Below are 25,374 nucleotides of genomic sequence, written 5' to 3' on the forward strand. Positions count from 1 at the left end.
GGCTCGCCGTAAATATATATTCTCTAGTAACAGGTGGCTTGCACGGGGCGCGGCGTCTACCTTACCATCGTGCTGACCGGTGCAGCACGGCGGGCAATTCTACCGCACGAACGCCTGCCGGACGGCAAAAAACACTTAAGGACAGCCATGCCCCCAGCCCCGCCGGCCGCGGTTCCACCCCAACGCTTCTCCCGATTCCTGCAACGCTGGCTCGACGCCGACCCGGCCCGTTCCGCCCTGCTCGACGACATCACCCGATTATCGCTGGCCGAGGCCGACCTCGGCGCAGCCTTGGCGCGCGAACTGGCGGCCGGACTGCCCCTGCCGCGCGCCATGCGGCGTGTGCGCAACCTGTGGGTCTGCGCCATCATCCGGCGCGACCTGGAGGGACGCGCCGACCTCGACGAAGTCGTCACCGCCATGACCCGCTTCGCCGACTTCGCCATCCAGACCCACCTGGCGGCCCTCACCGACGAACTCATCCAGGCCCACGGCATGCCGATGGGCGAGGAATCCGGCCGGCCCCAGCAGATGATGGTGCTGTCCATGGGCAAGGGCGGCGGTGGCGAGCTCAACGTCTCCTCCGACATCGACCTGATCTTCGTCTACCCCGAGGATGGCGAGACTGCCGCCGGCCCCGGCCAGCGCCAGCTGTCCAACCACGAATTCTTCGTGCGCCTCGGCCGCCGCCTGAACGCGGCCCTGTCCGAGATCATCGAGGACGGCTTCACCTTCCGGGTCGACATGGCGCTGCGGCCCAACGGCAACTCGGGCCCGCTCGCGGCCAGCCTCGCCATGGTCGAGGAATACCTCATTGTGCAGGGCCGGGAATGGGAGCGTTATGCCTGGGTCAAGGCGCGCGCGGTCACCGGCGATCCCGAAGACATCGCGGCCCTGGACGCCATCGTGCGGCCTTTTGTCTTCCGCCGCTACCTCGACTTCGGCGTGATCGACGCGATCCGCAATATGCACGCCCAGATCCGCGCCGAAGTGAAGCGCCAGGAACGCCTGCATCCCGAGCGCAGCCACAACGTCAAGCTGGGGCGCGGCGGTATCCGCGAGATCGAGTTCCTGGCCCAGGTCTTCCAGCTGATCCGCGGCGGGCGCGACCCGGCCCTGCGCGACCGTTCCACCCGCGCGACCCTGCGCCTGCTGGGCGAACGCGAACTGCTGCCGCCGGACACGGTCGAGCGCCTGCTCGCCGCCTACACGTTCCTGCGCAACCTGGAGCACCGCCTGCAATACCTGGAGGATGCCCAGACCCATACCCTGCCCGTGGGCGAAGCCGACCGCCAGCTGGTGGCCGAAATGATGGGCGCACCAAGCGTCGACACCCTGCTCGCGCGCCTGGAAGAGCAGCGCGCCTATGTGGCGGCCCAGTTCGACGCCATCTTCGCCGACAAGAGCGAGAGCCCCGATCCGGACGTGCCCCTGCTGGCCGACGACCCCGAGAACCGCGAGGCGATCGCCGCCCGCCTGGTCGAGCTCGGCTACGACGAGCCGGAGGGCGCGGCCGCCCGCCTGGTCTCCACCCTGCAGGGACCGCGCCTCGTCAGCCTGCCCGAAGCCAGCCGCGCCCGCCTGCTGGCCCTCGCCGACACCGCCCTCGTCCAGGTCGCCACCGTGGTGCGCGAAGCCGGTGTCGGCAGCCATGCGGCGACCCTCGGCCGCCTGCTCGACTTCTTCGAGGCCATCGCGCGCCGCTCGGCCTATCTATCCCTGCTGACCGAATACCCGCACACCCTGGAACGGGTGATCCGGATGATCAATGCCAGCGGCTGGGCCGCGACCTATCTCGCCCAGCATCCGATCCTGCTCGACGAGCTGCTCGACGACCGCAATGCCGGCGCCGAGGAGGTCGGGCAGCTGGCCGCCAGCCTCGACGCCCAGTTGACCGAGGCGCAGGGCGACACCGAGCGCCAGCTCGACATTCTGCGCGAGACCCACCACGCCCAGCTGTTCCGCCTGCTGGCCCTGGACCTGGCCGGCGAACTGTCGGTCGAGCGCCTGGCCGACCACCTGTCCCTGCTGGCCGACACCATCGTCGGCGCCACCGTCCGCCACGCCTGGCGCACGGTCGCCACCCGCCACGTCGAGGAGCCGCGCTTCGCCGTCATCGCCTACGGCAAGCTGGGCGGCAAGGAGCTCGGCTACGTCTCCGACCTCGACGTGATCTTCCTGTTCGACGACGAGGACGACAGCGCGCCCTCCAACTACGCGAAACTGGCGCAGCGCTTCATCACCTGGAACACGGCCCACACGGCGGCCGGCATCCTGTTCGACATCGACACCGCCCTGCGCCCGGACGGCGCCAGCGGCATGCTGGTGAGTTCGGTGAGCGCCTTCGAGCGCTACCAGGACAGTTCCGCCTGGCTGTGGGAGCACCAGGCCCTGACCCGGGCCCGCTTCTGCGCCGGCGACGCCGCCATCGGCGCGCGCTTCGAGGCAATCCGCGAACGGGTGCTGCGCAAGGACCGCAGCAGCCGCAAGGCCGAGCTGAAGGAAGAGATCCGCGCCATGCGCCGCCGCATGCGCGACGCCAACTTCAACCGGGGCGAGCTGTTCGACCTGAAGCAGGACCCGGGCGGGATGATCGACATCGAGTTCATCGTCCAGTACCTGGTGCTGCGCCATGCAGCCACCTATCCGCAACTGACGGCAAATGCCGGCAATATCGCGCTTCTTCGCACGTGCGGGGAACTGGGACTGATCGACGCGGCGCTCGCGTCGAAGGTCGCCGACGCCTACCGGACCATGCGCAAGCTGCAGCACCAGGTGCGCCTGCAGGGGCAGGACAAGGCCCGGGTCGAGCCGGCTTTGGTGCGGGCGCATTCCGACGCGGTTACCGAATTGTGGCATATCCTTTTGGAAACGTGACGTGATTCAATACAAAAATACAACAGTGTTAAATCTGTAGCAGCGCACAATTGACTGAGATACATCATCTCCCAAAGAATGCGGGTTGGTTTTACGAGTGGCGGCCCGATCGGCCGCCGCGTTCATTCCTTCCTTGGAGCATTCTGAAATGATGGAAACTATCCTGTCCCGCTCGATCCGGCTGATCTGCCTGGGCGGTGTCACGCTCGGCATGCACGCTGCCCATGCACAGACCGACGCGCCGGCGCAACCCGCTGGCCAGGCGGCAGTCGTGACGGTGACCGGTTCGCGCATCGCTGCCCCGGGCGCCGAATCGCCCTCCCCCCTGCAAGTGCTGACCGCGGCCGACATCGCCGCCTCCGGCGCCACCAACCTGCAGGAACTGCTGCTGCAGAACCCGACCATCGGTACGCCGGGCATCAGCCGCACCAACTCGAATTTCTCGACCGCGAGCGCGGGCGTCGCCACCATCGACCTGCGTGACCTCGGCACCTCCCGTACCCTGGTCCTGCTTAACGGCCGCCGCTTCGTGTCCGGCGTGCCAGGCTCGGCCTCGGTCGACCTGAACTCGATCCCGACCGACTTCATCGAGCGCGTCGAACTGCTGACGGGCGGCGCCTCCGCTACCTACGGCTCGGATGCGGTGGCCGGCGTGGTCAACATCATTACCAAGCGCAACTTCAACGGCATCCTGTTCGATGCGCAGATGGGCGAAACCTACGAACAGGGCGACGACCAGAAGCGCAAGGCCTCGATCACCTTCGGCACCAGCAATAACGAAGGCACCGCCAACGTCATGGGTCACCTGGGCTACTCGCGCCAGGGCGCCGTGATGTCGCGCGACCGCAAGTTCGCCGCCGTCGACCAGTACTCGCGCATGGCCGGCGTGACCGGCAAGGCGGCCGACGCCTTCGTCATCCAGCGTCCCTTCTACTCGGGCTTCACGCCCGCGGGCACCTTCTACCCGGACAGCGGCAGCTTCACCTACGACGCCGCCGGCAACCCGATTCCGGCCAATACCAATGGCACGGGCGGCGCCCAGCCTACCGGCTTCAACCGTTCGGCCTACCGCGCGATCGCGGTGCCGACCGAGCGCTTCCTGATGGCCCTGACCGGTGAACTGCAGCTCAATGCCAACCATTCGGCCTTCTTCGAGGGCAACTATGCCTCGACCCGCGTCTCGACCACCATCGAACCGTATCCCCTCGCCGCCGAGGATATCTACCCGGCCACCGGCGGCCAGGTGCCGGCCGAGTTCCTGGTCGGCGGCAGCTATGTGCGCAACCCGGTCGTGCCGCAATACCTGTGGGACCGCATCAGCGACACCGACGGCGACGGCGCCCGTGACTACTACTTCACCCGCCGCATGGCCGACTTCGGCAACCGCGGCAGCCGCGCCGAGCGCGACACCTTCCGCGTCGCCACCGGCCTGAAGGGTCTGATCGCCGACAAGTTCAACTATGAACTGTTCGGCGCCTACGGCCAGACCAAGGAAGCCCAGGAATCGGGCGGCCAGGTCAACGTGCTGAACTTCCGCAACGCGCTGGAAGCCATCGTCGACGTCGACGACCTGAACGGCAACGGCAGCCGCACCGATGCGATCTGCCGCGACGCCAACGCGCGCGCCCAGGGTTGCGTGCCGGCCAATGTGTTCGGCGCCATGACCATGAGCCCGGAAGCGGTGCGCTACATCGCCGCGCCGGGTTCGCTGCAATCGGTCATCACCCAGACCATCGTGGGCGGCTCGATCAACGGCGACGTGTGGGAACTGCCGGCCGGCGCCCTGTCGTTCGCGACCGGCTTCGAATGGCGCAAGGAAGAATCGCGCGCGACGCCGGATGCCCTGACCCAGGCCGGCCTGAACGCCGGCAACGCGACCCCGGAAACCCAGGGCGACTTCAGCGTCAAGGAAATCTTCGTCGAAGGCCGCGTCCCGCTGCTGAAGGACAAGCCTTTCGCCAAGCAGCTGACCCTGCTGGGCGCCTACCGCGCGTCCGACTACTCGACCGTCGGCCGCACCAACAGCTGGAACGCCGGCCTCGAATGGTCGCCGGTGTCGGACTTCAAGGTCCGCGCCACCCGCTCGCTGTCGACCCGTGCGCCGAACATCGACGAGCTGTACCAGGCCCCGAGCCAGGACTTCCCGACCGGCATCCAGGATCCCTGCCTGGGCGTGACCGCCACCTCGAGCGGCCTGTACGACGCGGCCTGCCGCGCCGCACCGGGCGTGCTGGCCAACATCAACGCCAATGGCGCCTTCACCCTGAACCAGTCCGACCTGCAAGGCATCAGCGGCTACAACCGCGGCAACCCGGACGTGCAGGAGGAAAAAGGCCGCTCGACCACCGTCGGCGTGGTCTGGACCCCGCGCTCGATCCGCGCCCTGAACCGCATGACCTTCACGGCCGACTACTTCAAGATCAAGATTGCAGACGCGATCGTGCCGACCGACCGCCAGTACGCCCTGCGTAACTGCTATGCCGGCGGCAACCAGGCCTTCTGCAGCTTCATCACCCGCCGTCCGAACGCCGTCGGGGCCAACAGCGCCGGCTCGCTGGAGTTCATCGACACCGCCGTCAGCAACAGCGGCGGCCTGGGCACCGAGGGCGTCGACCTGACCGTGGGCTGGGCCGACCGCGTCGGTCCTGGCCGCATGAACACGCGCCTGGCCTACACCTGGGTGCGCAACCTGTGGGATCGCGGCCTGCCGGATGCCGACATCGACGAGAGCGCCGGCGAAATCGGCTCGGCCAAGAACAAGGCCTCGCTGAACCTCGGCTACCAGTGGAACGACTTCAACATCCAGTCGACCTTCAGCTACATCGGCAAGTCCTACCTGGACGACCAGTTCCTGTCGGGCTTCGACCTGGCGCCGAAATCCATTGGCGTCGGTTCGCGCACCTACACCGACCTGCAGATGACCTACGCGCTGCGCAAGTCGACCGAGGTGATCCTGGGCATCGACAACGTCTTCGACACCAAGGCGCCGCCGATCATCAGCGGCCTGCCGGGCAACGTCACCGGCGCCGAAACGGCCGCCGACGTGTACGACGCGATCGGCCGCCGCATCTACGTCGGCCTGCGCGTCAAGCTGTAATCCCGCGCGCCGTGCAGCCTGAAAACGCCCTCCGGGGCGTTTTCTTTTTGGCGGCGCGGTATCATGTGCGTTTCTACGCATCAGGACGGCGACCCGTCCATCCCCCATGGCAATCAAACTCAAGAATCAAAAGGACATCGACAAGATGCGCGTGGCCGGCCGCATGGCCTCCGACGTGCTCGAGATGATCGGCGAATACGTGGTCCCGGGCGTCTCCACCGAGGAGCTCGACCGCCGCTGCAATGAATTCATCCGCAAGGTGCAGAAGGCGACGCCGGCCAACGTCGGCTACCACGGCTTCCCCAAGACCCTGTGCACCTCGATCAACGGCGTAGTCTGCCACGGCATCCCGAGCGAGAAGGATGTCCTGCAGGATGGCGACATCGTCAACATCGACGTCACCGTGATCAAGGACGGCTGGCATGGCGACACCAGCCGCATGTACTACGCCGGCGCCCCGCGTCCCGAGGCGCAGAAGCTGGTCGAGACCACCTACAAGGCCATGATGGCCGGCATCCGCGCCGTGAAGCCGGGCGCGCGCCTGGGCGACGTCGGCCACGCGATCCAGAAACTGGCGGAAAGCGCCGGCTACTCGGTGGTGCGCGACTACTGCGGCCACGGCATCGGCCGCGTCTACCACGAAGACCCGCAGGTGCTGCACTACGGCCGCCCGAACACCGGGCTGCTGCTCAAGGAAGGCATGACTTTCACGGTCGAGCCCATGATCAACCTGGGCGGGCCGGACGTCGACCAGCTGGACGACGGCTGGACCGTGGTCACCGCCGACAAATCGCTGTCGGCCCAATGGGAGCACATGATCGCCGTCACCGCGCACGGCTTCGAGATCCTCACGCCGGGCAGCCACGACAAGTAAGCCGCCGCAGGGCGAAAAAAAAGGCTGTGTTCGCGTTAACTATGCTTTCGCAGTTGCCTCTACTTACCTTGTCGTACCGCAGTAGATAACCACTGAGCTGGTGTATGCAACGTTTGCGCGTCCAGTAAGCGCTGCCATCCCGAGTAGTTCGCCAGGTAGCGGCTGGCCACACCCTTGAAACGCACGAGCCAGTTCTTGAAGCGGCTGTGCCAGCCATTGACGTTCTGGATGTGGATCGCGCCGCGTGCGCGCCGGCCCGCCCGGATATTGACGGACGCATGCGTAATGCCGGCGTCGGCGGCAAAACGGACGTAGGCGGCCGCGCCATCGCTGATGAGCAGCACGTCGCTGGGGAGCACCGGCTGCAGGCAGGCGCGTAGCTGCGCCGCAGTCACAGGACCACGGCCGGTATGAAAGTCCAGCGTGGCGCCACTGCGGTCGCGCGCTACCAGCAGGCAATCATGCTCGCGGTTGATGCCGCGTCGCCGGGCGGCGCCACCGCGCTGTCGCGGCGGGCGCGTCAAGTTGCGCGATCCCTTCTGCGATTCCAGCCGGTAGGTTTCATCGGCCTCGACGATCGCCGACAAGGCGGCAGGCCGGTGGCGCGCGGCGCCCGGCGCGAAGCGGTGGCGCCACCGGAAGCTGGTGGTGCGATGCACGCCGGTGGCGAGCGCCGCGTCGCGCACGGTGCGCGATTCCAGCAAGCACTGAATATATGGCAGCCAGCACGCGCGCTTGCGCAGCCGGGCCAGCGGCGTGCCGGTCAGCGCATTGAAGGAACGGCGGCAGCCCAGGCAACGAAACCGCTGCAGGCCGCTGGCGAAGCCTGACCGGTGCAGGCGCGCGCAGGCGCAATGGGGACATGGCCGGCCTGCAGCGGCCGCCTCGATGAGCGCCAGGCACTCGGCTGGGTCGCGGACGCTGTCGATCCACGCTCGCAGGCGGGCCAGATCGGTGCTGGACAATGGCGCCGCGGACAAGAATGCGAACAATTCGTCAAAGCTCAGGCCTTGCATCGTCACTCCAGATGAGTTAACTCAACGATGCGTAAGACTTCGACAACACGATTTGGTTCACCCAACGACCGCGAACACAGCCAAAAAAAACCCGGACCTTTGAGTCCGGGTTCTTTCTGCCGAAGCCGAAGATTACTTCGCGTTCATCAGCGCGACGGTGGTGTCGAGCATGCGGTTCGAGAAGCCCCACTCGTTGTCGTACCAGGACGAGACTTTCACCAGACGGCCCGAGACCTTGGTGAGGGTCGCGTCGAAGTTCGACGATGCCGGGTTGTGGTTGAAGTCGACCGAGACCAGCGGGTCGGTGTTGTAGGTCAGGATGCCTTTGAGGGCGCCTTCCGATGCCGATTTCATGATCTGGTTGACTTCATCGACGGTGGTGTCGCGCTTGGCGATGAAGGACAGGTCGACGATCGACACGTTGATGGTCGGCACACGGATCGCGAAGCCGTCCAGCTTGCCGTTCAGTTCCGGCAGCACCAGGCCGACCGCGGCGGCGGCGCCGGTCTTGGTCGGGATCATCGACTGGGTGGCCGAACGGGCGCGGCGCAGGTCTTCGTGCATCACGTCGGTCAGCACCTGGTCGTTGGTATAGGCGTGCACGGTGGTCATCAGGCCGGTTTCCAGGCCGATGGCGTCGTGCAGGGGCTTGACCAGCGGGGCCAGGCAGTTGGTGGTGCACGATGCATTCGAGATCACGGTGTCGCTCGACTTCAGCACGTCCTGGTTGACGCCGTAGACGATGGTCGCGTCGACGTCCTTGCCGCCCGGCGCCGAGATGATGACCTTCTTGGCGCCGCCCTTCAGGTGGGCCGAGGCTTTCTCTTTGGTGGTGAAGAAGCCGGTGCACTCCAGCACCACGTCCACGCCCAGCTCGCCCCATGGGATTTCGGCCGGGTTGCGCTGCGCGAACACGCGGATCTTGTCGCCGTTGACGATCATGTTGTCGCCTTCGACCGTGACGGTGCCCGGGAACTTGCCGTGCGCGGTGTCGTAGCGGGTCAGGTGGGCGTTCGATTCGGCGTTGCCGAGGTCGTTGATCGCCACGATCTGGATGTCTTGTTTCTTGCCGCCTTCGTAGAAAGCGCGCAGGATGTTGCGGCCGATGCGGCCATAACCGTTGATTGCAACTTTGATCGTCATTGCTTGGCTCCTGATTAGAAAAAAACTTTTTTCGAACTGCGAATACGAAACGGGCCACCCGAAGGCAGCCCGTGGAAACGATTACGCCGCGATCACGCCCTTGGCCTTGGCCACGACGTTCTCGACGGTGAAGCCGAAGTGCTTGAACAGCACCGGCGCCGGCGCCGATTCGCCGAAGGTGTCGATGCCGACCACGGCGCCTTCCAGGCCCACGTACTTGTACCAGAAGTCGGTCACGCCGGCTTCGATCGCGACGCGCGGGATACCGCGCGGCAGCACACTTGCTTTATAGCTCGCCTCCTGGCGTTCGAACACGTCGGTCGACGGCATCGAGACCACACGTGCTGCAACGCCCTCGCCTGCCAGCGCATCGGCGGCTTTCATGGCCAGCTCGACTTCCGAACCGGTGGCGATCAGCACGACCTTCGCGTCAGCGGCGTCGCGCAGCACATAGCCGCCCTTGGCCACATTCGCCACGGTGGCATTGTCGCGCTCCATGAACGGCAGGTTCTGGCGCGAGAAGATCAGGGTCGATGGGCCGTCCTTGCGCTGGACCGCCGCGCCCCATGCCACCGCCGACTCGACGGTGTCGCAAGGACGCCAGTTGTCCAGGTTCGGGATCAGGCGCAGCGAGGAGACGTGCTCGATCGACTGGTGGGTCGGGCCGTCTTCGCCCAGGCCGATCGAGTCGTGGGTGAACACGAACAGCGAGCGGATCTTCATCAGGGCGGCCATGCGCAGGGCATTGCGGCTGTAGTCCGAGAAGGTCAGGAAGGTCGCACCAAAAGGAATGAAGCCGCCGTGCAAAGCGACGCCGTTCTGGATCGCGGCCATGCCGAATTCGCGCACGCCGTAGTTGATGTGGTTGCCCGGAATGCCCGAACGCACGGCGACCGATTCCTTCCAGTTGGTCAGGTTCGAGCCGGTCAGGTCGGCCGAGCCGCCCAGGAATTCCGGCAGTGCCGGGGCCAGGGCCTGGATCGCGTTCTGCGAAGCCTTGCGGGTGGCGATGGTTTCCTTCTTCTCGACGCAGGCGGCGATGGCGGCATTCAGCACCTCATCGAAATTGCCCGGCAGATCGCCTTTCATGCGGCGCTCGAATTCGGCAGCCAGTTCAGGATGGGCGCCGCGGTATTCGGCGAATTTCGCGTTCCACTCGGCTTCGGCCGCCGCGCCGCGCTCCTTCGCGTCCCAGGCTGCGTAGACGTCGGCCGGGATGTCGAAGGGGATCGGATCCCACAGCAGGTGCTGGCGCACGGCCGCGATTTCCTTGTCGCCCAGCGGGGCGCCGTGGACCTTGTCGCCGCCTTCCAGGTTCGGGGCGCCCTTGCCGATGATGGTCTTGCACATGATCAGGGTCGGACGGTCCGACTGCTTGGCCTGCTCGATGGCGGCCGAGACGTCGCCCACGCTGTGGCCGTCGATCTGGCCGATGACGTTCCAGCCATAGGCTTCGAAGCGCTTGCGGGTGTCGTCGGTGAACCAGCCTTCCACGCGGCCGTCGATCGAGATGCCGTTGTCGTCGTACAGCCAGATCAGCTTGTTCAGGCGCAGGGTGCCGGCCAGCGACGCGACCTCGTGCGAGATGCCTTCCATCAGGCAGCCGTCGCCCAGGAAGGCGTAGGTGTAGTGGTCGACCACGTCGTAGCCTGGACGGTTGAATTCATAGCCCAGCAGCCATTCCGCCAGCGCCATGCCGACCGAGTTGGCGATGCCCTGGCCCAGCGGGCCGGTGGTGGTTTCCACGCCCGGGGTGATGCCGACTTCCGGGTGGCCGGCCGTCTTCGAATGCAGTTGGCGGAAATCGCGCAGGTCATCCATGGACAGGTCGTAGCCGGCCAGGTGCAGCATCGCATAGTGCAGCATCGAGCCATGGCCGTTCGAGAGCAGGAAACGGTCGCGGTTGAACCAGCCCGGATTGGCCGGATTGTGGCGATAGTGCTTGTCCCACAGCGCGACGCCGATCTCGGCCATGCCCATCGGCATGCCCGGGTGGCCGGAGTTGGCCTTCTGGACGGCGTCCATCGCCAGCGCGCGGATCGCGTTGGCCATCAGGGTGGTGGTTTGCGTAGATTTCATGGATACGAAGGATCAAGGATGGGAAGGCGGTGGCTGCTTGGCGGCCGTAGCCCATTATTTTACCAGAGCCGTCCGCGACCGGCCGAAAGCCGCGCCCCCTCTATATAAGAACATGACGGCGTTTGGGCGAAAAAAAGCCCGGCGCCAGGGCGCCGGGCTGTCCTTACAGCATCAAGCGATCAGAACTTGACCGAAGCGCCGAAAGTCACGTAGCGGCCGATCGCATCGTAGTACTGCGGGAAGGTGTTGCCGCTGTTGGTGCCGGTGCTGCCGATGGTGCCGCCGACGATCGGCGGTTTCTTGTCGGTCAGGTTGGTCACCGAGGCGGTCAGGCGCACGTTCTTCAGCACGTTCCAGCTCGCGGTCAGGTCCACGTAGTTATACGACGGGATGCTCGAGAAGGCCGGCAGGAAGGTGGCGCCGCCCGGCTCTTCCTGCAGGGCGCTGGTGTAGCGCCAGTTGTAGCCGACCGACCAGGCGCCCATGTTCCACGTGGTGCGCTGGTTGAACTTGCGCTTGTAGTTGATGGTGCCGTTGATCTCCGTGCAGGCGACGCTGTAGTAGCCCAGGCAGTTGCGGTTGACCGCGTTCGGGGTCGCCTGGTATTCCCACTCGTTGACGAAGTTCGCGCCCAGACCCAGGTCGAGGCTGCCGTAGCGTGCGTCCATGCCCAGCTGGCTGAAGTTGACGCGGTAGTTCACGTTCAGGTCGACGCCGGCGGTGCTGAAGCGGCCCAGGTTCGACTGCGGACGCGCCACGCCCTTCGAATCGACACCGTTGAAGGTGCCGTTGAGCGGGTTACGGCCGATCACGGCGCATGCCTCGTTCATCACCAGGCCCGGGTTGAAGGCCGTGCTGTAGCAACGGTCGATGACGTCGGCGCTGGACGGACGCGACACGGCATCCGTGATCACGATCTTGTAGTAGTCGACTGCAACGGCCAAGCGCGGCAGCGGCTCGATCACGAAACCGAAGGTACGGGTCTTGGCCGACTCCGGGCCCAGGGCGGTGTTGCCGCCGACCAGGGTATTGATCTGGCCCGAGGACGGCACAGGCAGGCTGCCGATCTCGCTCAGCGGCACGCCGGTCAGGCGGCACAGGTTCGACAGGGTGCCCGGGGTATTCGCCTGGGCCCTGTTGATCAGGGCGCCCTGGCAGGGGTCGGTCGCCAGGTTGGACAGGCTGGTGACGGCCGGCGCGAACAGCTCGTTCACGTTCGGTGCGCGGGTCGCCTTCTGCACCATGCCGCGCAGGCGCAGCATCTTGACCGGTGCCCACTCGCCGCCGAACTTCCAGCTGCCGTAGTCGTTGAATTTGCCGGCGGTCTCGAACGAGGTGGTGCGATAGCCCAGTTCCATGTTCAGGGATTGGATGAAGGGCTTGTTCTTCACCAGCGGAACAAACATCTCGTAGGCATATTCTTCCAGCGTGAAGCTGCCCTTGCGATCAGGCGTCGGCGCGCCGGTGCCCAGCACTTCGCCCTGAATCTGGGAGGCGGAATCCGACTGGGTGCCGGCGGTCACCTTGCGGCGCTCGGCCATCAGGGACAGGGCGATCGGGTCATCGGCCCAAGGGCTCTTCAAGCTCTCGCCCAGGTTGCCGGACACCGACGCCAGCAGCACGTCCTGCTCGACCTTCTGGCGCAGCACCGCGCTCTGGTTGATGAAGGCGGCCTGTTGCGGCGTGATCGAGCCGGCCGCGCCGAACACGTTCAGCGGGACGCAGCCGTTGGCCGGGTTGACGCAGGCGGTGGTGGTCAGGGCGTTGAGCGCCTGGCCGACCTTGGCCAGCGAGCCCCAGTTCTGGCGGGTCTGGATCTGCTCGGCGGAGCCGCGGCTCCAGTAGGTGTCGTAGGTCCAGTCGCCGGCCAGGTCGCCCTTCAGGCCGATGTTGTACTGCAGGGTCTTGTTGTCGAAGTTGTTGTAGCGCGGGCCCAGCTCGGTGAAGCGGCGGTTGACCGTCATCGGCACCAGGGTGGCGTTGCCGGCCACGCAGGCCGCTGCCGGGATGCCGCGGCGTTCGCAAATCTGCTGGCGGGCCGCTGCCGGGATGTACGGGTTACCGATAGGCACGTTGAAAGTGTTGGCGAAGGTACCGGTCTCGGCAAGGGCCGACGCCACCGTGCTGTCGGTGAAGAACAGCTCGGTGTACACCTCGAAGTTGTCGCTGATGCGGTAGTTGCCCAGCGCAGTCGCCTGGGTACGTTCCAGTCCCGTCGCATAGTAGTTCGGCGGGTTGGTGTTATAGGCGACGGCCGGCTGCACCAGGGCGCCGGTGGTCGGGTTGATCTGCCAGTTGCCGGCCAGGGTGCTGGTGCCGCCGGGACCGACCGGAACCGAGAAGCCGGAAGGCACGGTGGTCGCCGAGCCGGACGGCAGGCCGGAGACCGAGTTCAGGCTGGTGATGCCGTATTCGCGCTCGCCCTGGGTCAGCGGGTCGGTCTTGGTCTTGCCGATGCTCAGGACGACATTGCCGCGGCCGTCGTCCAGGTTGGCGCCCATGGTCAGGTCGACGCGGCGGCGCTTGGTGTCCTTCTCGTCGGCGGTCGCGCCGTAGGTGCTGCTGATGTCGACGCCGGTAAAGTTCTTTTTCAGAGTGAAGTTGGCTACGCCGGCGACGGCGTCGGCGCCGTACACGACGGAGGCGCCGCCGGTCACGAGGTCGACGCGATTCAGCAGGGCCAGCGGGATCGAGTTGGTATCGACGGTGCCGTCCAGGCTATACGGCACCAGGCGGCGGCCGTTGATGAGGACGAGGGAACGGTTCGAGCCGAGGCCGCGCAGGTCGATGGTCGCCGCGCCGCCGCTGCCGTTGTTGGTGCCCTGGCCGATAGAGGGAGCGGCTGCCGGCAGGTTCTTGAAGAATTCCTCCACCGCGATCGGCTGGTTCGCCTGGATTTCGGCTGCGGTAACGGACGAGATCGGGCTGTTCGAGGTAATGCCGGGCGAGGTGATGCGGGTGCCGGTCACTTCGACGACGGCGGTTTTTTCCTGAGCCAGAACAGGCTGGGTGGCGACTCCGAGACCAGCGACCAGCAGGGACATACGGACAGCGCGCGATAAGGCTTTTTCTTTAATCATTTTTTTAAATCCGACGGTTGGAACAACACGAATGCGCCCGGCCCGGGTTACGGGATCCGACAGCCCATTCCCTCTCACGCGCATCGCCTTTTGAGCAAAATCAAAGTGTATGCACGTGTAAATATAATAAATACAGTTACGATTTCTTAAAGTCAACGCAAAGCAGCGTTCTGTATCCAAAATGAAACGCTTTCTATCAAGATTCTCACTGGATGAAACCTCCCTGCCGGCTGGCTGAGCCGGGCGCCAGGCACTACAATGGCTTCCCCGAATAGATGCCTCCAACGACATGCCCCGTTTCTACTGCCCTGCTTCCCTGGCTCCAGGCCACACCGTCGAGCTGCCGGCGCCGGTCGCCCACCACCTGCATGTACTGAGGATGGAAGCTGGCGACGCCCTGACCCTGTTCGACGGGCGTGGCGGCCAGTACGCGGCTCAGCTCGCGGAAGTCGGCAAGAAGCGCGCGAGCGCAACGGTCCAGTCCTTCGAGGACGTGGAAGCCGAGCTGCCTTACGCCGTCACCCTGGCCCAGGGCCTGCCGGAAGGAAGCAAGATGGACTGGATCATCGAGAAGGCAGTGGAACTCGGGGTGGCCGCGATCGCGCCGCTGGCGGCCCGCCGCAGCGTGGTGCGCCTGCAGGGCGATCGCGCAGAGAAGCGCCATGCCCACTGGCAGGGCGTGATCGAGGCGGCATCCGAACAGTGCGGGCGCAACCGCCTCGCGCAGCTGGCGCCGGTGGCCGACGTCGGGCGCTGGCTGGAGGCGCCGCAGGCCGCGGCCGGCCAGCGCATCCTGCTCAGTCCGCGCGCGGACAGCTCGCTGGCGCAATGGGCGCAGGAATGGGGCCCGCAGGCAGTCACGCTGATGGTGGGTCCGGAGGGTGGTTTCACCCGGGAAGAAGAAGACGCGGCGGTCGCGGCTGGCGCGCGCATGCTGTCGATCGGTCCGCGCGTGCTGCGCACCGAGACCGCCGCGCTGGCGGCGCTGGCCCTGCTCGGCGGGCTGTGGGGCGGCATGTAGGGCAAGCCCGGCTGCGCAAAGCAAAGCCCCGGCGGCGATTCCTCGCCCCGGGGCTTTTTGCCGTCCATTCCGACGGCGGATGAAAAAACCGGCCCCTTGCGGGGCCGGTTTCAGGCACGGATGCTCGTTGGATTAGAACGAGTAGCGTGCGCCGACGTACAGGCGGCGTGGTTCGACGAAGGCGTTGGCCTGGCCGAACTGGTACTTGCCGGTCGAATTGACCAGGGCCTGGGCCGCGGTACCCGACTGCTTGTCCAGCACGTTGAACAGGTCGAGGAAGAATTCGACCTTCTGGCTGCCGGCCAGCTTGTAGGTGTACTTCAGGCGCATGTCGAAGGTGTAGTACGACGGACCGGTCTGGCTGCCGATGGAACCGGCCTTGATCCAGGTATCGGTCACGCCGCCGACAACGTACTCGTCGTCCATCTCCGGCAGGTAGCGGCCGGACACCAGTTGCGAACGGGTGTACAGCAGGCCGCTGTTCCAGTTGTACACGCCGCTGACCTCGATGCCGTTGTTGAAGTAGTAGGTGGCGTAGCCTTTGAACTGGTGCTTGATGTTGCCAGGCTGCGGGCCGTAGGCGTTCGGGGCACGTGGATCCAGTGCGACCCAGTCACCCTGGAAGTCGGCGTTACTATCGGAGTTGGTATTGCCCTTGGCTTCGTTCCAGGTGTACGAGACCGAACCCATCCAGTTGTCGCGCTTGGCCTTGGTCAGGCTGAGCTCGACGCCCTGATAGTCGCGCTTGCCGCCGGCCAGCGTGCCCAGCACGTAGTTCGAGTTCGGTTTCGACGAATAACCGAAGTACGAATACGGCAGGTAGAACGGGGAACCCGGACCGGCATGGCTTGGCACGGTGTTGTTCGGATCCGAGTACAGCGCCAGGTCGTAGTCTTCCAGGATGTCGCGGGTGCGGCGCTTGGTGTAGGCGATCGACGCGGTGTAGTCGCGGCCGATGTTGGTCGCGTAGCCCAGCATGAACTCGTCGGTGTACGGGGTCTTGGTGGTCGGCGCGAACACGGCATCAGGCTGCTTCTCGCCGCCGCGGGTACGGAAGGTCAGCCAGCGGTCGCCGACGAAGACTTGCTCTTCCTGCACTGGACCGGTCAGGTTACCGGCGAAGTCCGACATATTGGTACGGATCGGGTCGTAGTAACGGCCCAGGAAGCCCCAGACCTTGCTGCGGCCATCGCCGGCCGGGTCATACACCACGTTCAGGCGCGGCGCCAGCTTCCACTTGAACTTGGCCGACTCGTTGCCCTTCGAATCCTTGTGCTTCCACTCTTCGGCACGCACGCCGAAACCGACGGTCAGGCGGTCCTTGGTCCAGGTATCCTGGAGGAAGGCTGCCTTGCCGGTAGCTTCGACGGTGTATGGCGAGGTAACGGTTTCGACGGCGCGGTACAGGTTGACCTGGCCGTTGGGATTGCCGGCGGTGCTACCCAGGCGCATCGCACGGACTTCCGCGTCGCTGATGGTGCCGTCGCGGTTGGTGTCGAGCAGGTTGTAGAAGTAGGTGCGGTCGCCGGCAGGAGCGGCGTTGATGGCGGTGATGATACGCGGGACGTCGGCTACAACGACCGGACGGGCGGTCCAGCCGAACGAAGCGGCGCCTGCCTCGGCGAGCGAGACATTGCCTTGGGCCACATTGATCGACTGATATTGCGCCTTCTCGGTACCGGTGTAGCGTGCGTCCTCGAAGTACTCGTTCTTCGAGACCAGGAAGCCACCCTTGATGGTGTGGGTGCCTGCATTCGCGGTTTCCAGGAAGTACTCGGCATTGATGCCGACTTCGTCGCGGTTACGTTCCGAGATCGTGTCGGAGCCGAAGCCACCCAGCTGGACCGAGGACAGCGCCGGCGACGGCGGGGTGCGGAACAGGATGGTATTACGGATCGCCGTGCTGGCCGAGAAGTCCGACACTTCGCCGATGTGGCGGAACGCGTACGCGGTCACGCGCAGGTTTTCCATGTCGCGCGAGTACTGGATGTTGTAGTTGTTGCCGCCCTGCTTGCGACGGGTATCGCGGTTGTTCAGCGTGGTCGCGGTGGTCGAGCCGGTGGTCTTGGTCGGGTCGTTGAAGAAGGACGCCACCAGTCGGTCGTTCTCGGTTGCCTGCCAGGTGATCTTGGCGAAGCCCAGTCGGTCGTCGCGGTCGACGGTACGCATGTAGGCGCCGGTGTCCGAGTTGACCACATCGGTCTCACGCGCTTTCTTCTGATAGGAAGCGAAGAACCACAGCTTGTCCTTGATGATCGGGCCGCCCAGGGTCACGGCCGCGTCGTAGGTGGAGAAGCCCGACGAGGTGGTGTTCTTGTAGTCGGCGACCAGCTTGTCGTTCTGGAAGTAGTAGTTGACCGAGCCGTGGAATTCGTTACCGCCCGACTTGGTGATGACTTTCGACACCAGGCCCGAACCGCCCGCGTATTCCGCAGGAATGCCGCCGGTCAGGATCTGCTGTTCCTGGATGATCTCGGAGTTGATGTTCGAGCCGAAGGTACCGGTGCTCGGGTCGGTGACGTCGACGCCGTCCAGGATGTAGACGTTGTCCGACGAGGAGCCGGTGGCGCCGCCGATGTCCGAGTAGTTCACGCCGGATTTCGAGGACGGGTTGCCGCCCGACGAAGGCTTGACGCCCGGGACCAGCTGCAGGTAGCTCTGGTAGCTACGGCCGGTCGGCAGGGATTCCACGACACCCAGGTTCAGGATGGTGCCGACAACAGCCGAGGTGGTATCGACCTGGGCCAGGCGCGAGCCGGTCACGACGACCTGTTGCGCACCGGAGTCACCGCCGATCGAATAGCTCAGGGCCGGATTCTGGTTCGAGACGACCGCGACGCCGGTAGCGGCGAAGTTCGAGTAGCCGGGTGCGACGACTTCGATCTTGTAGTCGGTTGCCGGGTCAAGGCCAGCGATACGGACGGTACCGTCCGCTTCAGTGACGCCGGTCTTGGTGACCAGGCTGCTCGGCGAGCTGACGCGCACGGTTGCGCCCGCAACCGGCTTGCCGCCGGTGCCGGTGATGTTAATACGCAGACCACCCGTTTCGGCTGCCAGCGCGGCGCCCATGAAGCACATGCCGATCGCGACCGAAATTGCGGACCGACGGAACACTGCCACCTTCGACTTCTGTTTCACTGTATGCAACATATGTGATTCCCTAAATGTTGTTATTACGGGAGCACCTTCGACCAACAGGCTCAAAGTTTTCCGGCGCCGGTACTGTTGTGCGTACCTCGTGCCGGAGTGCCACGGCTCTTGACCCCGCCAAGTTTGTCTCCCAACCGGGCAAGAAAGGAACAAATCTTCCTTGTTCCGATGGGCTGTTCCCAGCGGAACTTTTACATAGAACCATACGCAAAGTTGCGCCGTCAACAATAACTGTGACATTTTGCACACTTACAACACTTTCCAATTTGATATGCGATAGGAGCATAAAAGTATTATTTTGGTGCATCGCACCAATATTTTTATCGCCGATTTGGGGGAAAAGCAGTGTTTTCGCTGGGATTTTTGGTGTGCACCATTTTTGCTCAGCAGTCACAAATTGGTGCGAAAGGTGACGCGCTGCGTCGCAGCAATATGTATGTCCGGAACGCTTCACCCCTCAGCAGGAAAATGCTTGTGCTCTGCAAAAGGAAATATGCTTGACAAGGGCGTTACGGAGCATGTTTGCTCTTTTCCTGTATTGACGCTCTGGGCGTCTGGAATGCCTTGTCCCGCCTGTGCCAGACAAAAAAAAAGCACCCCTGAGGCATGAGCCTGAGGGGTGCTTTGAGGCGGTGTGGACCGCGCTACCGTTCACGCTTGTGGCCATCGCGACCACAGGCGTTCAGAGCATGATTACTTGAAGCGGCGGTTGTACTCGACGGTAAACTTCGCAGCGCGTGGCGGCGTGAAGTACGTACCCATCTCGTAGAGGGCGTAACGCGCGTTGTTGGTGTTGTAACGCTCGTTCACCTTCGAGATCGATTGGCTGTTGAACACGTTGTAGACATCCGCGCGCAGCGACAGGCCTTCCAGGAACTTGGGTTTGTAAACCAGGTTCAGGTCCAGCGTTTTTTCCCATGGGAGGCGACCGAGGCTACCACGCGGGACCAGCACGTTGTCGGCACCGGTCGCACCGAAGCAGTAACGCGAGGCCGACTGGTAGTTCGGACCGCCCCAGCCAGGCGCGCTCGTGATCGGGTTGGTACCCGAGCAAGAACGAGGACGGCCCGATGCCAGCAGCAGGTTACCGCCGAGGGTCAGTTCCGGGGTCAGGTCGACGAAACCGTAGGCCTTGATCTGGTGCTTGCGGTCGTTCGGCAGCAGACCGTAGGCGCCTACCATCAGCTCAGGATAATCCCAGGTCTGGGTTGCCGCCACATCGCCTTGGGCGGTCGCGGTATCCGACAGCGTCTGGCCTTCGGTATTGCCCTTGTTGCGCGACAGGGTGTAATTCACCTTGGCATACCAGCCGTTGCGGTATGGATGCTCGAGCGAGAAGTCCAGTGCAGCGTAGGTGCGCTTCGGCTTGTCGAAGCCAAGTTCTTCTTTCGTCAGGTGAACCTTGGTGTGCTGGCCGTTGCCGGCGTAATCGACGTAGAAGTCGTTCGCTTCACCCGGGTTGAAGGTCGCGCAGCCGAAGTGCCAGTTGGACGCATCGATCTTGTTGCGCGCAGCGTAGGCTTCGAACGGACGGCCGTCGCAGGTGTCGTCGATGGTCGAGCGAAGGGTACGGTAAGTGAACTTGACGCCGAAGTTGTAGTCCGGGGTCAGCTGGCGCTCCAGGCCCATGGTCAGCTCATCCTGGAAGGCCGGCTTCATGTCCTGCGCTGCGACCGTCTTCGGATCCTTGGCCTGTCCGAACTCGTTGTTCGACGACAGGACGCCGGTCATCTGGGTCAGGCCGGTCGGCTGGCCGTTCGCATCCGTACCGGTGTAGGCATAGTACTGGTTGGTGAACACCGAGCCGTTGGCGCCACGCAGCGCGACCATGGTCGGGATCTGGATGGTGTAACGACCAATACTGCCGTAGACCTTGAACGAGCTGTCTCCGTTCACATCCCACGCCACGTTCGCACGCGGCGCGTACTGGTTCTTCATCTCGATGTACTTGGTGTTGTCCTGGTTCGCGTTGTAGAAACCTTCGCGGCGCACGCCAACGGTCACGAGCAGATCCTTGGTTGCCTGCCAGCGGTCTTCGATGTACTGGGCATCCTGACCGGCATAAGCGTTCGAGATGGTCGAGACGATGGTCCTGCCGACATAGTAGCCCTGGGCTGCCAGGCCGCCGAACTGGCCCAGCGCCGGAACCGTGCCGCCATCGGCGGAGAAGGGCCGGTCGATGACCGGATTGCCGTTCTTGTCGACGTTGCGCAGGTAGGTCCAGATACCGCCGCCCGCGTAGGCATCGCCTGCGTTGATGGAGACGGCCTTGTTGTTGTCGAGGCCGGCGCGCAGGGTATGGTTGCCGATCTTGTATTCGAGGTCCAGGCGCTTCGAGGTGACCTCATCGCTCGCGCCGCTCAGCGGAATGCTGCCGGTGACACGCTGGCCACTGTTGTAGTTCAGGCCAGGATAGCGGTTCTCCGGCGATGCAGTCACCTGCAGCAGGGTCGGATCGTAGCCGGTCGGTTCATAGATGTGGTCGGCCTTGGTCTTACCGTACAGCACGTTGATGGTCAGGTCTTCGGTGATGTTGCCGACGTAGCGAAGGCTGTTCAGCTTGCCGCCGTTCGGGTTGATCGGACCATATTCCTGGTGGATCGAGGAGTTCACTGCCGAGCCGACCGCGCGGGTAGCGTAGTTGTACGAACGATAGTTGAGGTCGGTTTCCGGCAGGTCGCCGATGGTCGTGAATTCAAGACGATGATCGTCGTTGATATTCCAGTCCAGCTTACCGAAATAGCGCTTGGTCGTGGTCTTGGCATCACGCCAGCCGTTCGAAGCCAGCGCGGTCGAGGCGGTCGTGCCGTTCACCAGGCTTTGCTCGCTCTGGGTCTGTTCCAGCGCGACGAAGCCGAACAGCTTGTCCTGGATCAGCGGGCCACCCACATAGGCCGAGTACTGCTTCTGCTGCAGCTCATTGTCTTCGCGGCGCAGATAGAGCTGATTGTCGGTCTTCGGCAGCACGCCGGTGTTTGCGTAGTACTGGTCGCGGTAGCTGGCGCGGGTCGATTTCGGGGTGATCGACGCCATGGCGCCGGCTTCCCAGGTGTTGGTGCCCGACTTGGTGGTGATGTTGACCACGCCGCCAGTCGAACGGCCGAATTCGACGCCGAAGCCGCCGGTCAGGACCTGCGCCTGGGCGATCGCGCCGAACGGCAGCTCCATCGCGCCGAGCTGGGTCAGCGGGTTGGTCGCCACCATGCCGTTGATGTAATAGGCGTTTTCCGAAGCAGCGCCGCCACCGAAACTGGCGCCAGCCGGGTAGCTGGGGTCGCTGCGGGTCGTGTTGGGAGCAAGCTGGACGATCGATTCGACGTTGCGGCCGGTCGGCAGCTTTTCCAGTTCGCGGGCAGTGAACGTGGCGCCGTTGACGGAGCTGGAGACGTCGATGCGGTTGCGGCGGCCGGTCACCTGGACCGACTGCAGGCCGGCTGCCGGCGCGGCGCCGGCGAACTGGGCTTCGACACCCTGGCCCGCCAGCACTTCAAGCTGGGTGCTGCCGACCGTAGCGCCGCTCTTGAGCAGGGTAACGGTATAGCTGCCGATCGGGAGGCTGGTGGCGCGGAAGCCGCCGTTGGCATCCAGCGTGACGGTACGGGTCTGGTTGGTGTCGTTGCTCTTGAGTACGACCGTGTCGCCGCTGCCGGCGGCGACCTTGCCGAAGACCGAGCCGGAGGCGTTCGACTGCGCCATTGCCGGCGGAACGACCGCGATTGCAAGCGCCGTGGTGCTGAAGGCGATCGACAGAGCGCGGGCTACTACAGTTTTTTTCAACATGTGATTCCCTAAACGTTTTCTTGTTACCGGGAGCGCCTCCGACCGGCAGGCCGGCGCTGCCTCGCCACTAGGCGATGCAGCGCGTCTCCTGAACTGCCGGGTTTCTCTCCCGCTGGGCTTAAGAGGAATATTTGTTCCTCGTCTTACTGGTTGCATCCAGCTCAACCCAAGCATAAAACCATAGGAAAAGTTGTGACGTCAACGACAACAAGTGTAAATATGCAAACAAACAACAGTTAACAATCTAAAATTTTAGTTGACACCCAAAAATCTCGTCATCAACACGATATGCCATATATTTACTGTACTTACGCTCATGCAAAGAATAATATTCGACAAAAAAGCAAATGTCCGAACTTTTAATGATAATGATGAAAAGGCCCGAATATCGTGAAAAGGCGGGCTCCATCGGACAGTCTGTTAAATCCCTCAAACATGGACAAGCACTCCATGCGCACGCTCGCGCGTCAGCAGCGACCAGGACCACAGCAAAATACAAAAAATACAATTACCAGTAAATACCACAAAGTAGAATATTTACACTTGAACAGGCGCCAACGGCCGGCGCCCGCACTGCAAGGCATGCGACCGCCTGGATTGTCGGTCGCGGCGCTGGGCCATAACACGGTAAAATAGCGCTTTGCCTGCGCGCGTTTCCTCCCCCGAGCCGCCGCGCCGACCGTGTTGTCAGCCTGCCTTCGCCCTGCCCTACGATGCTCCGAATAAACGAACTCAAACTCCCGCTGAACCACCCCGACCCCGCGCTGCGCGAAGCCATCCTCCAGCGACTGGGGATCGCCAGCGAGGACCTGCTCGGCTTCACCGTCTTCAAGCGCAGCTACGATGCGCGCAAGAAGACGGCCATCGTGCTGATCTACGCCCTCGACGTCGAGGTGCGCGGGGAAGCGGCGGTGCTGGCGCGCTTGGCCGGCGACCAGTACGTCGTGCCGGCGCCCGATACCAGCTACCAATTCGCCACCACCGCCAAACCGGTGCCCGGCACCCCGCGCCCGATCGTGGTCGGCATGGGCCCGTGCGGCATGTTCGTGGCCCTGATCCTGGCCCAGATGGGCCTGAATCCCCTGGTGCTCGAGCGCGGCAAGATCGTGCGCGAGCGCACCGTCGACACCTTCGGTTTCTGGCGCAAGCGCAAACTGAATACCGAGTCGAACGTGCAGTTCGGCGAAGGCGGCGCCGGCACCTTCTCGGACGGCAAGCTGTACAGCCAGATCAAGGACCCGAAACACTACGGCCGCAAGGTGCTGACCGAGTTCGTGAAGGCCGGCGCGCCGGAAGAGATCCTCTACGTCAGCAAGCCGCACATCGGCACCTTCCGCCTGGTCAAGATGGTCGAGCAGATCCGCGCCGAGATCATCGCCCTGGGCGGCGAGATCCGTTTCGAGACCCGCGTCGACGACATCTACGTGGGCGAGGAAAACGGCGTGCGCCAGGTCCAGGGCGTGCGCCTGTCGAACGGCGAAGAGATCCCGACCCGCCACCTGGTGATGGCGATCGGCCACAGCGCGCGCGACACCTTCGAGCTGCTCTACGAGCGCGGCGTGTACATCGAAGCCAAGCCCTTCTCGATCGGCTTCCGCGTCGAGCACCCGCAGTCCCTCATCGACGTGTGCCGCTTCGGTCCGAACGCCGGCAACAAGCTGCTGGGCGCGGCCGACTACAAGATCGTGCACCACGCCTCCAACGGCCGCTCCGTCTACAGCTTCTGCATGTGCCCCGGCGGCACCGTGGTCGCGGCCTCGAGCGAGGAAGGCCGCGTGGTCACCAACGGCATGAGCCAGTATTCGCGCGCCGAGCGCAACGCCAACAGCGCCATCGTGGTCGGCATCACGCCCGACGACTATCCGGGCCACCCGCTGGCCGGCATCGCCTTCCAGCGCGAGCTGGAGTCGCGCGCCTATGTCCTGGGCGGCTCCAACTACGATGCGCCGGGCCAGCTGATGGGCGACTTCGTGAAAGGCGTGGCCTCGAAGGAGTTCGGTTCGGTGGTCCCCTCCTTCAAGCCGGCCGTGCACCTGACCGACCTCGCCCCTTCGCTGCCGGACTACGCGATTGTCGCGATGCGCGAAGCCTTCGTCGCCTTCGACAAGCAGATCAAGGGCTACTACAAGCACGACGCGGTGCTGACCGGCGTCGAGACCCGCACCTCCTCGCCGATCCGCATCAAGCGCAGGGACGACGACCTGCAAAGCCTGAACACGCGCGGCCTGTTCCCGGCCGGCGAAGGCGCGGGCTACGCCGGCGGCATCATGTCGGCGGCGGTGGACGGCATCCGCGTCGCGGAAGCCGTGGCCCTGTCGATGACCGCGTGAGGGACGCGCCGGCTGCATCCGGTCCCCTCGGCCCGGGGCTGGCCATCCTGGCCTCGATGGTGTCGGTGAACGCCGGCGCCGCCTGGGCCAAGCACCTCTTTCCCCTGGTCGGCGCCCAGGGCGTGACCGCCGTGCGGGTCGGCCTGGCGGCCGCCATCATGCTCGCCATCGTGCGCCCCTGGCGCCGGCTGCCCGCGCGCCGCGACGCCCTCAACCTGCTGGTCTACGGCCTGATGCTGGGCTGCATGAACCTCCTGATCTACGCCGCCTTCGCCCGCATCCCGATCGGGGTCGCGGTGGCCATCGAAGTGGTCGGTCCCCTGGCCGTGGTGGTGCTGTCCTCGCGCCGCGCACGCGATCTCGGCTGGGTCCTGCTGGCCGCCCTTGGCCTGTGGCTGCTGGCGCCGGTCCACGCAGGCGTCCCTCCCCTGGATCCGCTCGGCGTGGCCTACGCGCTCGGTGCAGCCTTCTGCTGGGCGATGTACATCGTGTTCGGCAAGCGTGTCTCCGGACTGAACGGCGGGCATGCGGTCGCCTGGGGCATGCTGGCGGCGGCGCTGTTCACGGTGCCGGTCGGCGTGGCGCACGCCGGCGCCGCCCTGCTCGACTCCTCCGTGCTGCTGGGTGGCCTGGCGGTGGCGGTGCTGTCCAGCGCCCTGCCCTACACGCTCGAGATGGCGGCGCTGGCAAAGCTGCCGCAGCGCGTGTTCGGCATCCTGGTCAGCGCCGGCCCCGCGTTCGCGGCGCTGGCGGGCTTCGTGGTGCTGGGCGAGATGCTGACCTTCATGCAGTGGCTGGCGATCGCGCTGGTGATCGTCGCCTGCGGCGGCGCAGCTGCCACTGCAAAGTAGGGTGGTCGGCTCTGCCGGCCGCGCGTTCAAACTTCAGTCGAGTCGCCCGCTCGCGTCTGTTCACCAGTCAGTTGAA

The 25,374-nt window shown here is 64.6% G+C and carries 12 protein-coding genes; 6 read left to right on the forward strand and 6 right to left on the reverse strand.

Translation table 11 applies throughout. The features are described 5' to 3' along the window. Nucleotides 1-147 precede the first annotated feature (147 nt). From glnE to map, 3 genes are all read left to right on the forward strand, one after another. Entirely contained in the window at nt 148-2,877 is a 2,730-nt protein-coding gene (gene glnE, locus ACQ7JA_RS03525) for a bifunctional [glutamate--ammonia ligase]-adenylyl-L-tyrosine phosphorylase/[glutamate--ammonia-ligase] adenylyltransferase (protein WP_430894572.1), read from the forward strand. A 148-nt stretch (nt 2,878-3,025) separates the two neighbouring features. Then, nucleotides 3,026-5,974 carry a TonB-dependent receptor domain-containing protein gene (locus ACQ7JA_RS03530; RefSeq protein WP_430894574.1) on the forward strand — a complete coding sequence of 983 codons (2,949 nt, stop codon included), beginning with the start codon at nt 3,026-3,028 and terminating at the stop codon, nt 5,972-5,974. Nucleotides 5,975-6,080: 106 nt separating this feature from the next. Beyond that, nucleotides 6,081-6,848 (forward strand): type I methionyl aminopeptidase, encoded by a 768-nt coding sequence (map, locus tag ACQ7JA_RS03535; protein ID WP_430894576.1) that lies wholly within the window; start codon nt 6,081-6,083, stop codon nt 6,846-6,848. 59 nt (nt 6,849-6,907) lie between these two features. Here the strand turns inward: map and ACQ7JA_RS03540 are convergent, their stop codons facing one another. The 4 genes from ACQ7JA_RS03540 to ACQ7JA_RS03555 form a co-directional block, all read right to left on the reverse strand. Continuing rightward, nucleotides 6,908-7,864: an IS1595 family transposase gene (locus ACQ7JA_RS03540; RefSeq protein ID WP_430894578.1), complete on the reverse strand. Its 957-nt coding sequence runs from the start codon at nt 7,862-7,864 to the stop codon at nt 6,908-6,910. A 132-nt stretch (nt 7,865-7,996) separates the two neighbouring features. Then, nucleotides 7,997-9,007 carry a type I glyceraldehyde-3-phosphate dehydrogenase gene (gene gap / locus ACQ7JA_RS03545; RefSeq protein WP_379751089.1) on the reverse strand — a complete coding sequence of 337 codons (1,011 nt, stop codon included), beginning with the start codon at nt 9,005-9,007 and terminating at the stop codon, nt 7,997-7,999. 81 nt (nt 9,008-9,088) lie between these two features. Beyond that, nucleotides 9,089-11,086, reverse strand: a complete 1,998-nt coding sequence (gene tkt, locus ACQ7JA_RS03550; RefSeq protein WP_430894581.1) for a transketolase — start codon at nt 11,084-11,086, stop codon at nt 9,089-9,091. A gap of 179 nt (nt 11,087-11,265) precedes the next feature. Further along, on the reverse strand, nt 11,266-14,130 hold the full coding sequence (locus ACQ7JA_RS03555) for a TonB-dependent receptor domain-containing protein (RefSeq protein WP_430894583.1): 2,865 nt from the start codon (nt 14,128-14,130) through the stop codon (nt 11,266-11,268). A gap of 325 nt (nt 14,131-14,455) precedes the next feature. On the opposite strand from ACQ7JA_RS03555, the gene ACQ7JA_RS03560 reads away from it, so the two are divergent. Then, nucleotides 14,456-15,187, forward strand: coding sequence for a 16S rRNA (uracil(1498)-N(3))-methyltransferase (locus tag ACQ7JA_RS03560; protein WP_430894585.1), 732 nt, complete (start codon nt 14,456-14,458; stop codon nt 15,185-15,187). Between the two features lie 132 nt (nt 15,188-15,319). On the opposite strand, the gene ACQ7JA_RS03565 is transcribed toward ACQ7JA_RS03560, so the two are convergent. Next, nucleotides 15,320-18,301 (reverse strand): carboxypeptidase regulatory-like domain-containing protein, encoded by a 2,982-nt coding sequence (locus ACQ7JA_RS03565; protein WP_430894587.1) that lies wholly within the window; start codon nt 18,299-18,301, stop codon nt 15,320-15,322. Between the two features lie 729 nt (nt 18,302-19,030). Then, complete coding sequence (locus tag ACQ7JA_RS03570) at nt 19,031-22,117, reverse strand: TonB-dependent receptor (protein ID WP_430894589.1); 3,087 nt, start codon at nt 22,115-22,117, stop codon at nt 19,031-19,033. Nucleotides 22,118-22,830: 713 nt separating this feature from the next. Here ACQ7JA_RS03570 and ACQ7JA_RS03575 point away from each other — a divergent pair. Continuing rightward, nucleotides 22,831-24,447: an NAD(P)/FAD-dependent oxidoreductase gene (locus tag ACQ7JA_RS03575; RefSeq protein ID WP_430894591.1), complete on the forward strand. Its 1,617-nt coding sequence runs from the start codon at nt 22,831-22,833 to the stop codon at nt 24,445-24,447. 56 nt (nt 24,448-24,503) lie between these two features. Then, complete coding sequence (locus ACQ7JA_RS03580; RefSeq protein ID WP_430895374.1) at nt 24,504-25,298, forward strand: EamA family transporter; 795 nt, start codon at nt 24,504-24,506, stop codon at nt 25,296-25,298. Nucleotides 25,299-25,374 lie beyond the last annotated feature (76 nt).

Origin of the sequence: Massilia sp. BKSP1R2A-1 (assembly GCF_050586525.1) — a bacterium.
Taxonomy (GTDB): Bacteria; Pseudomonadota; Gammaproteobacteria; order Burkholderiales; family Burkholderiaceae_D; genus Telluria.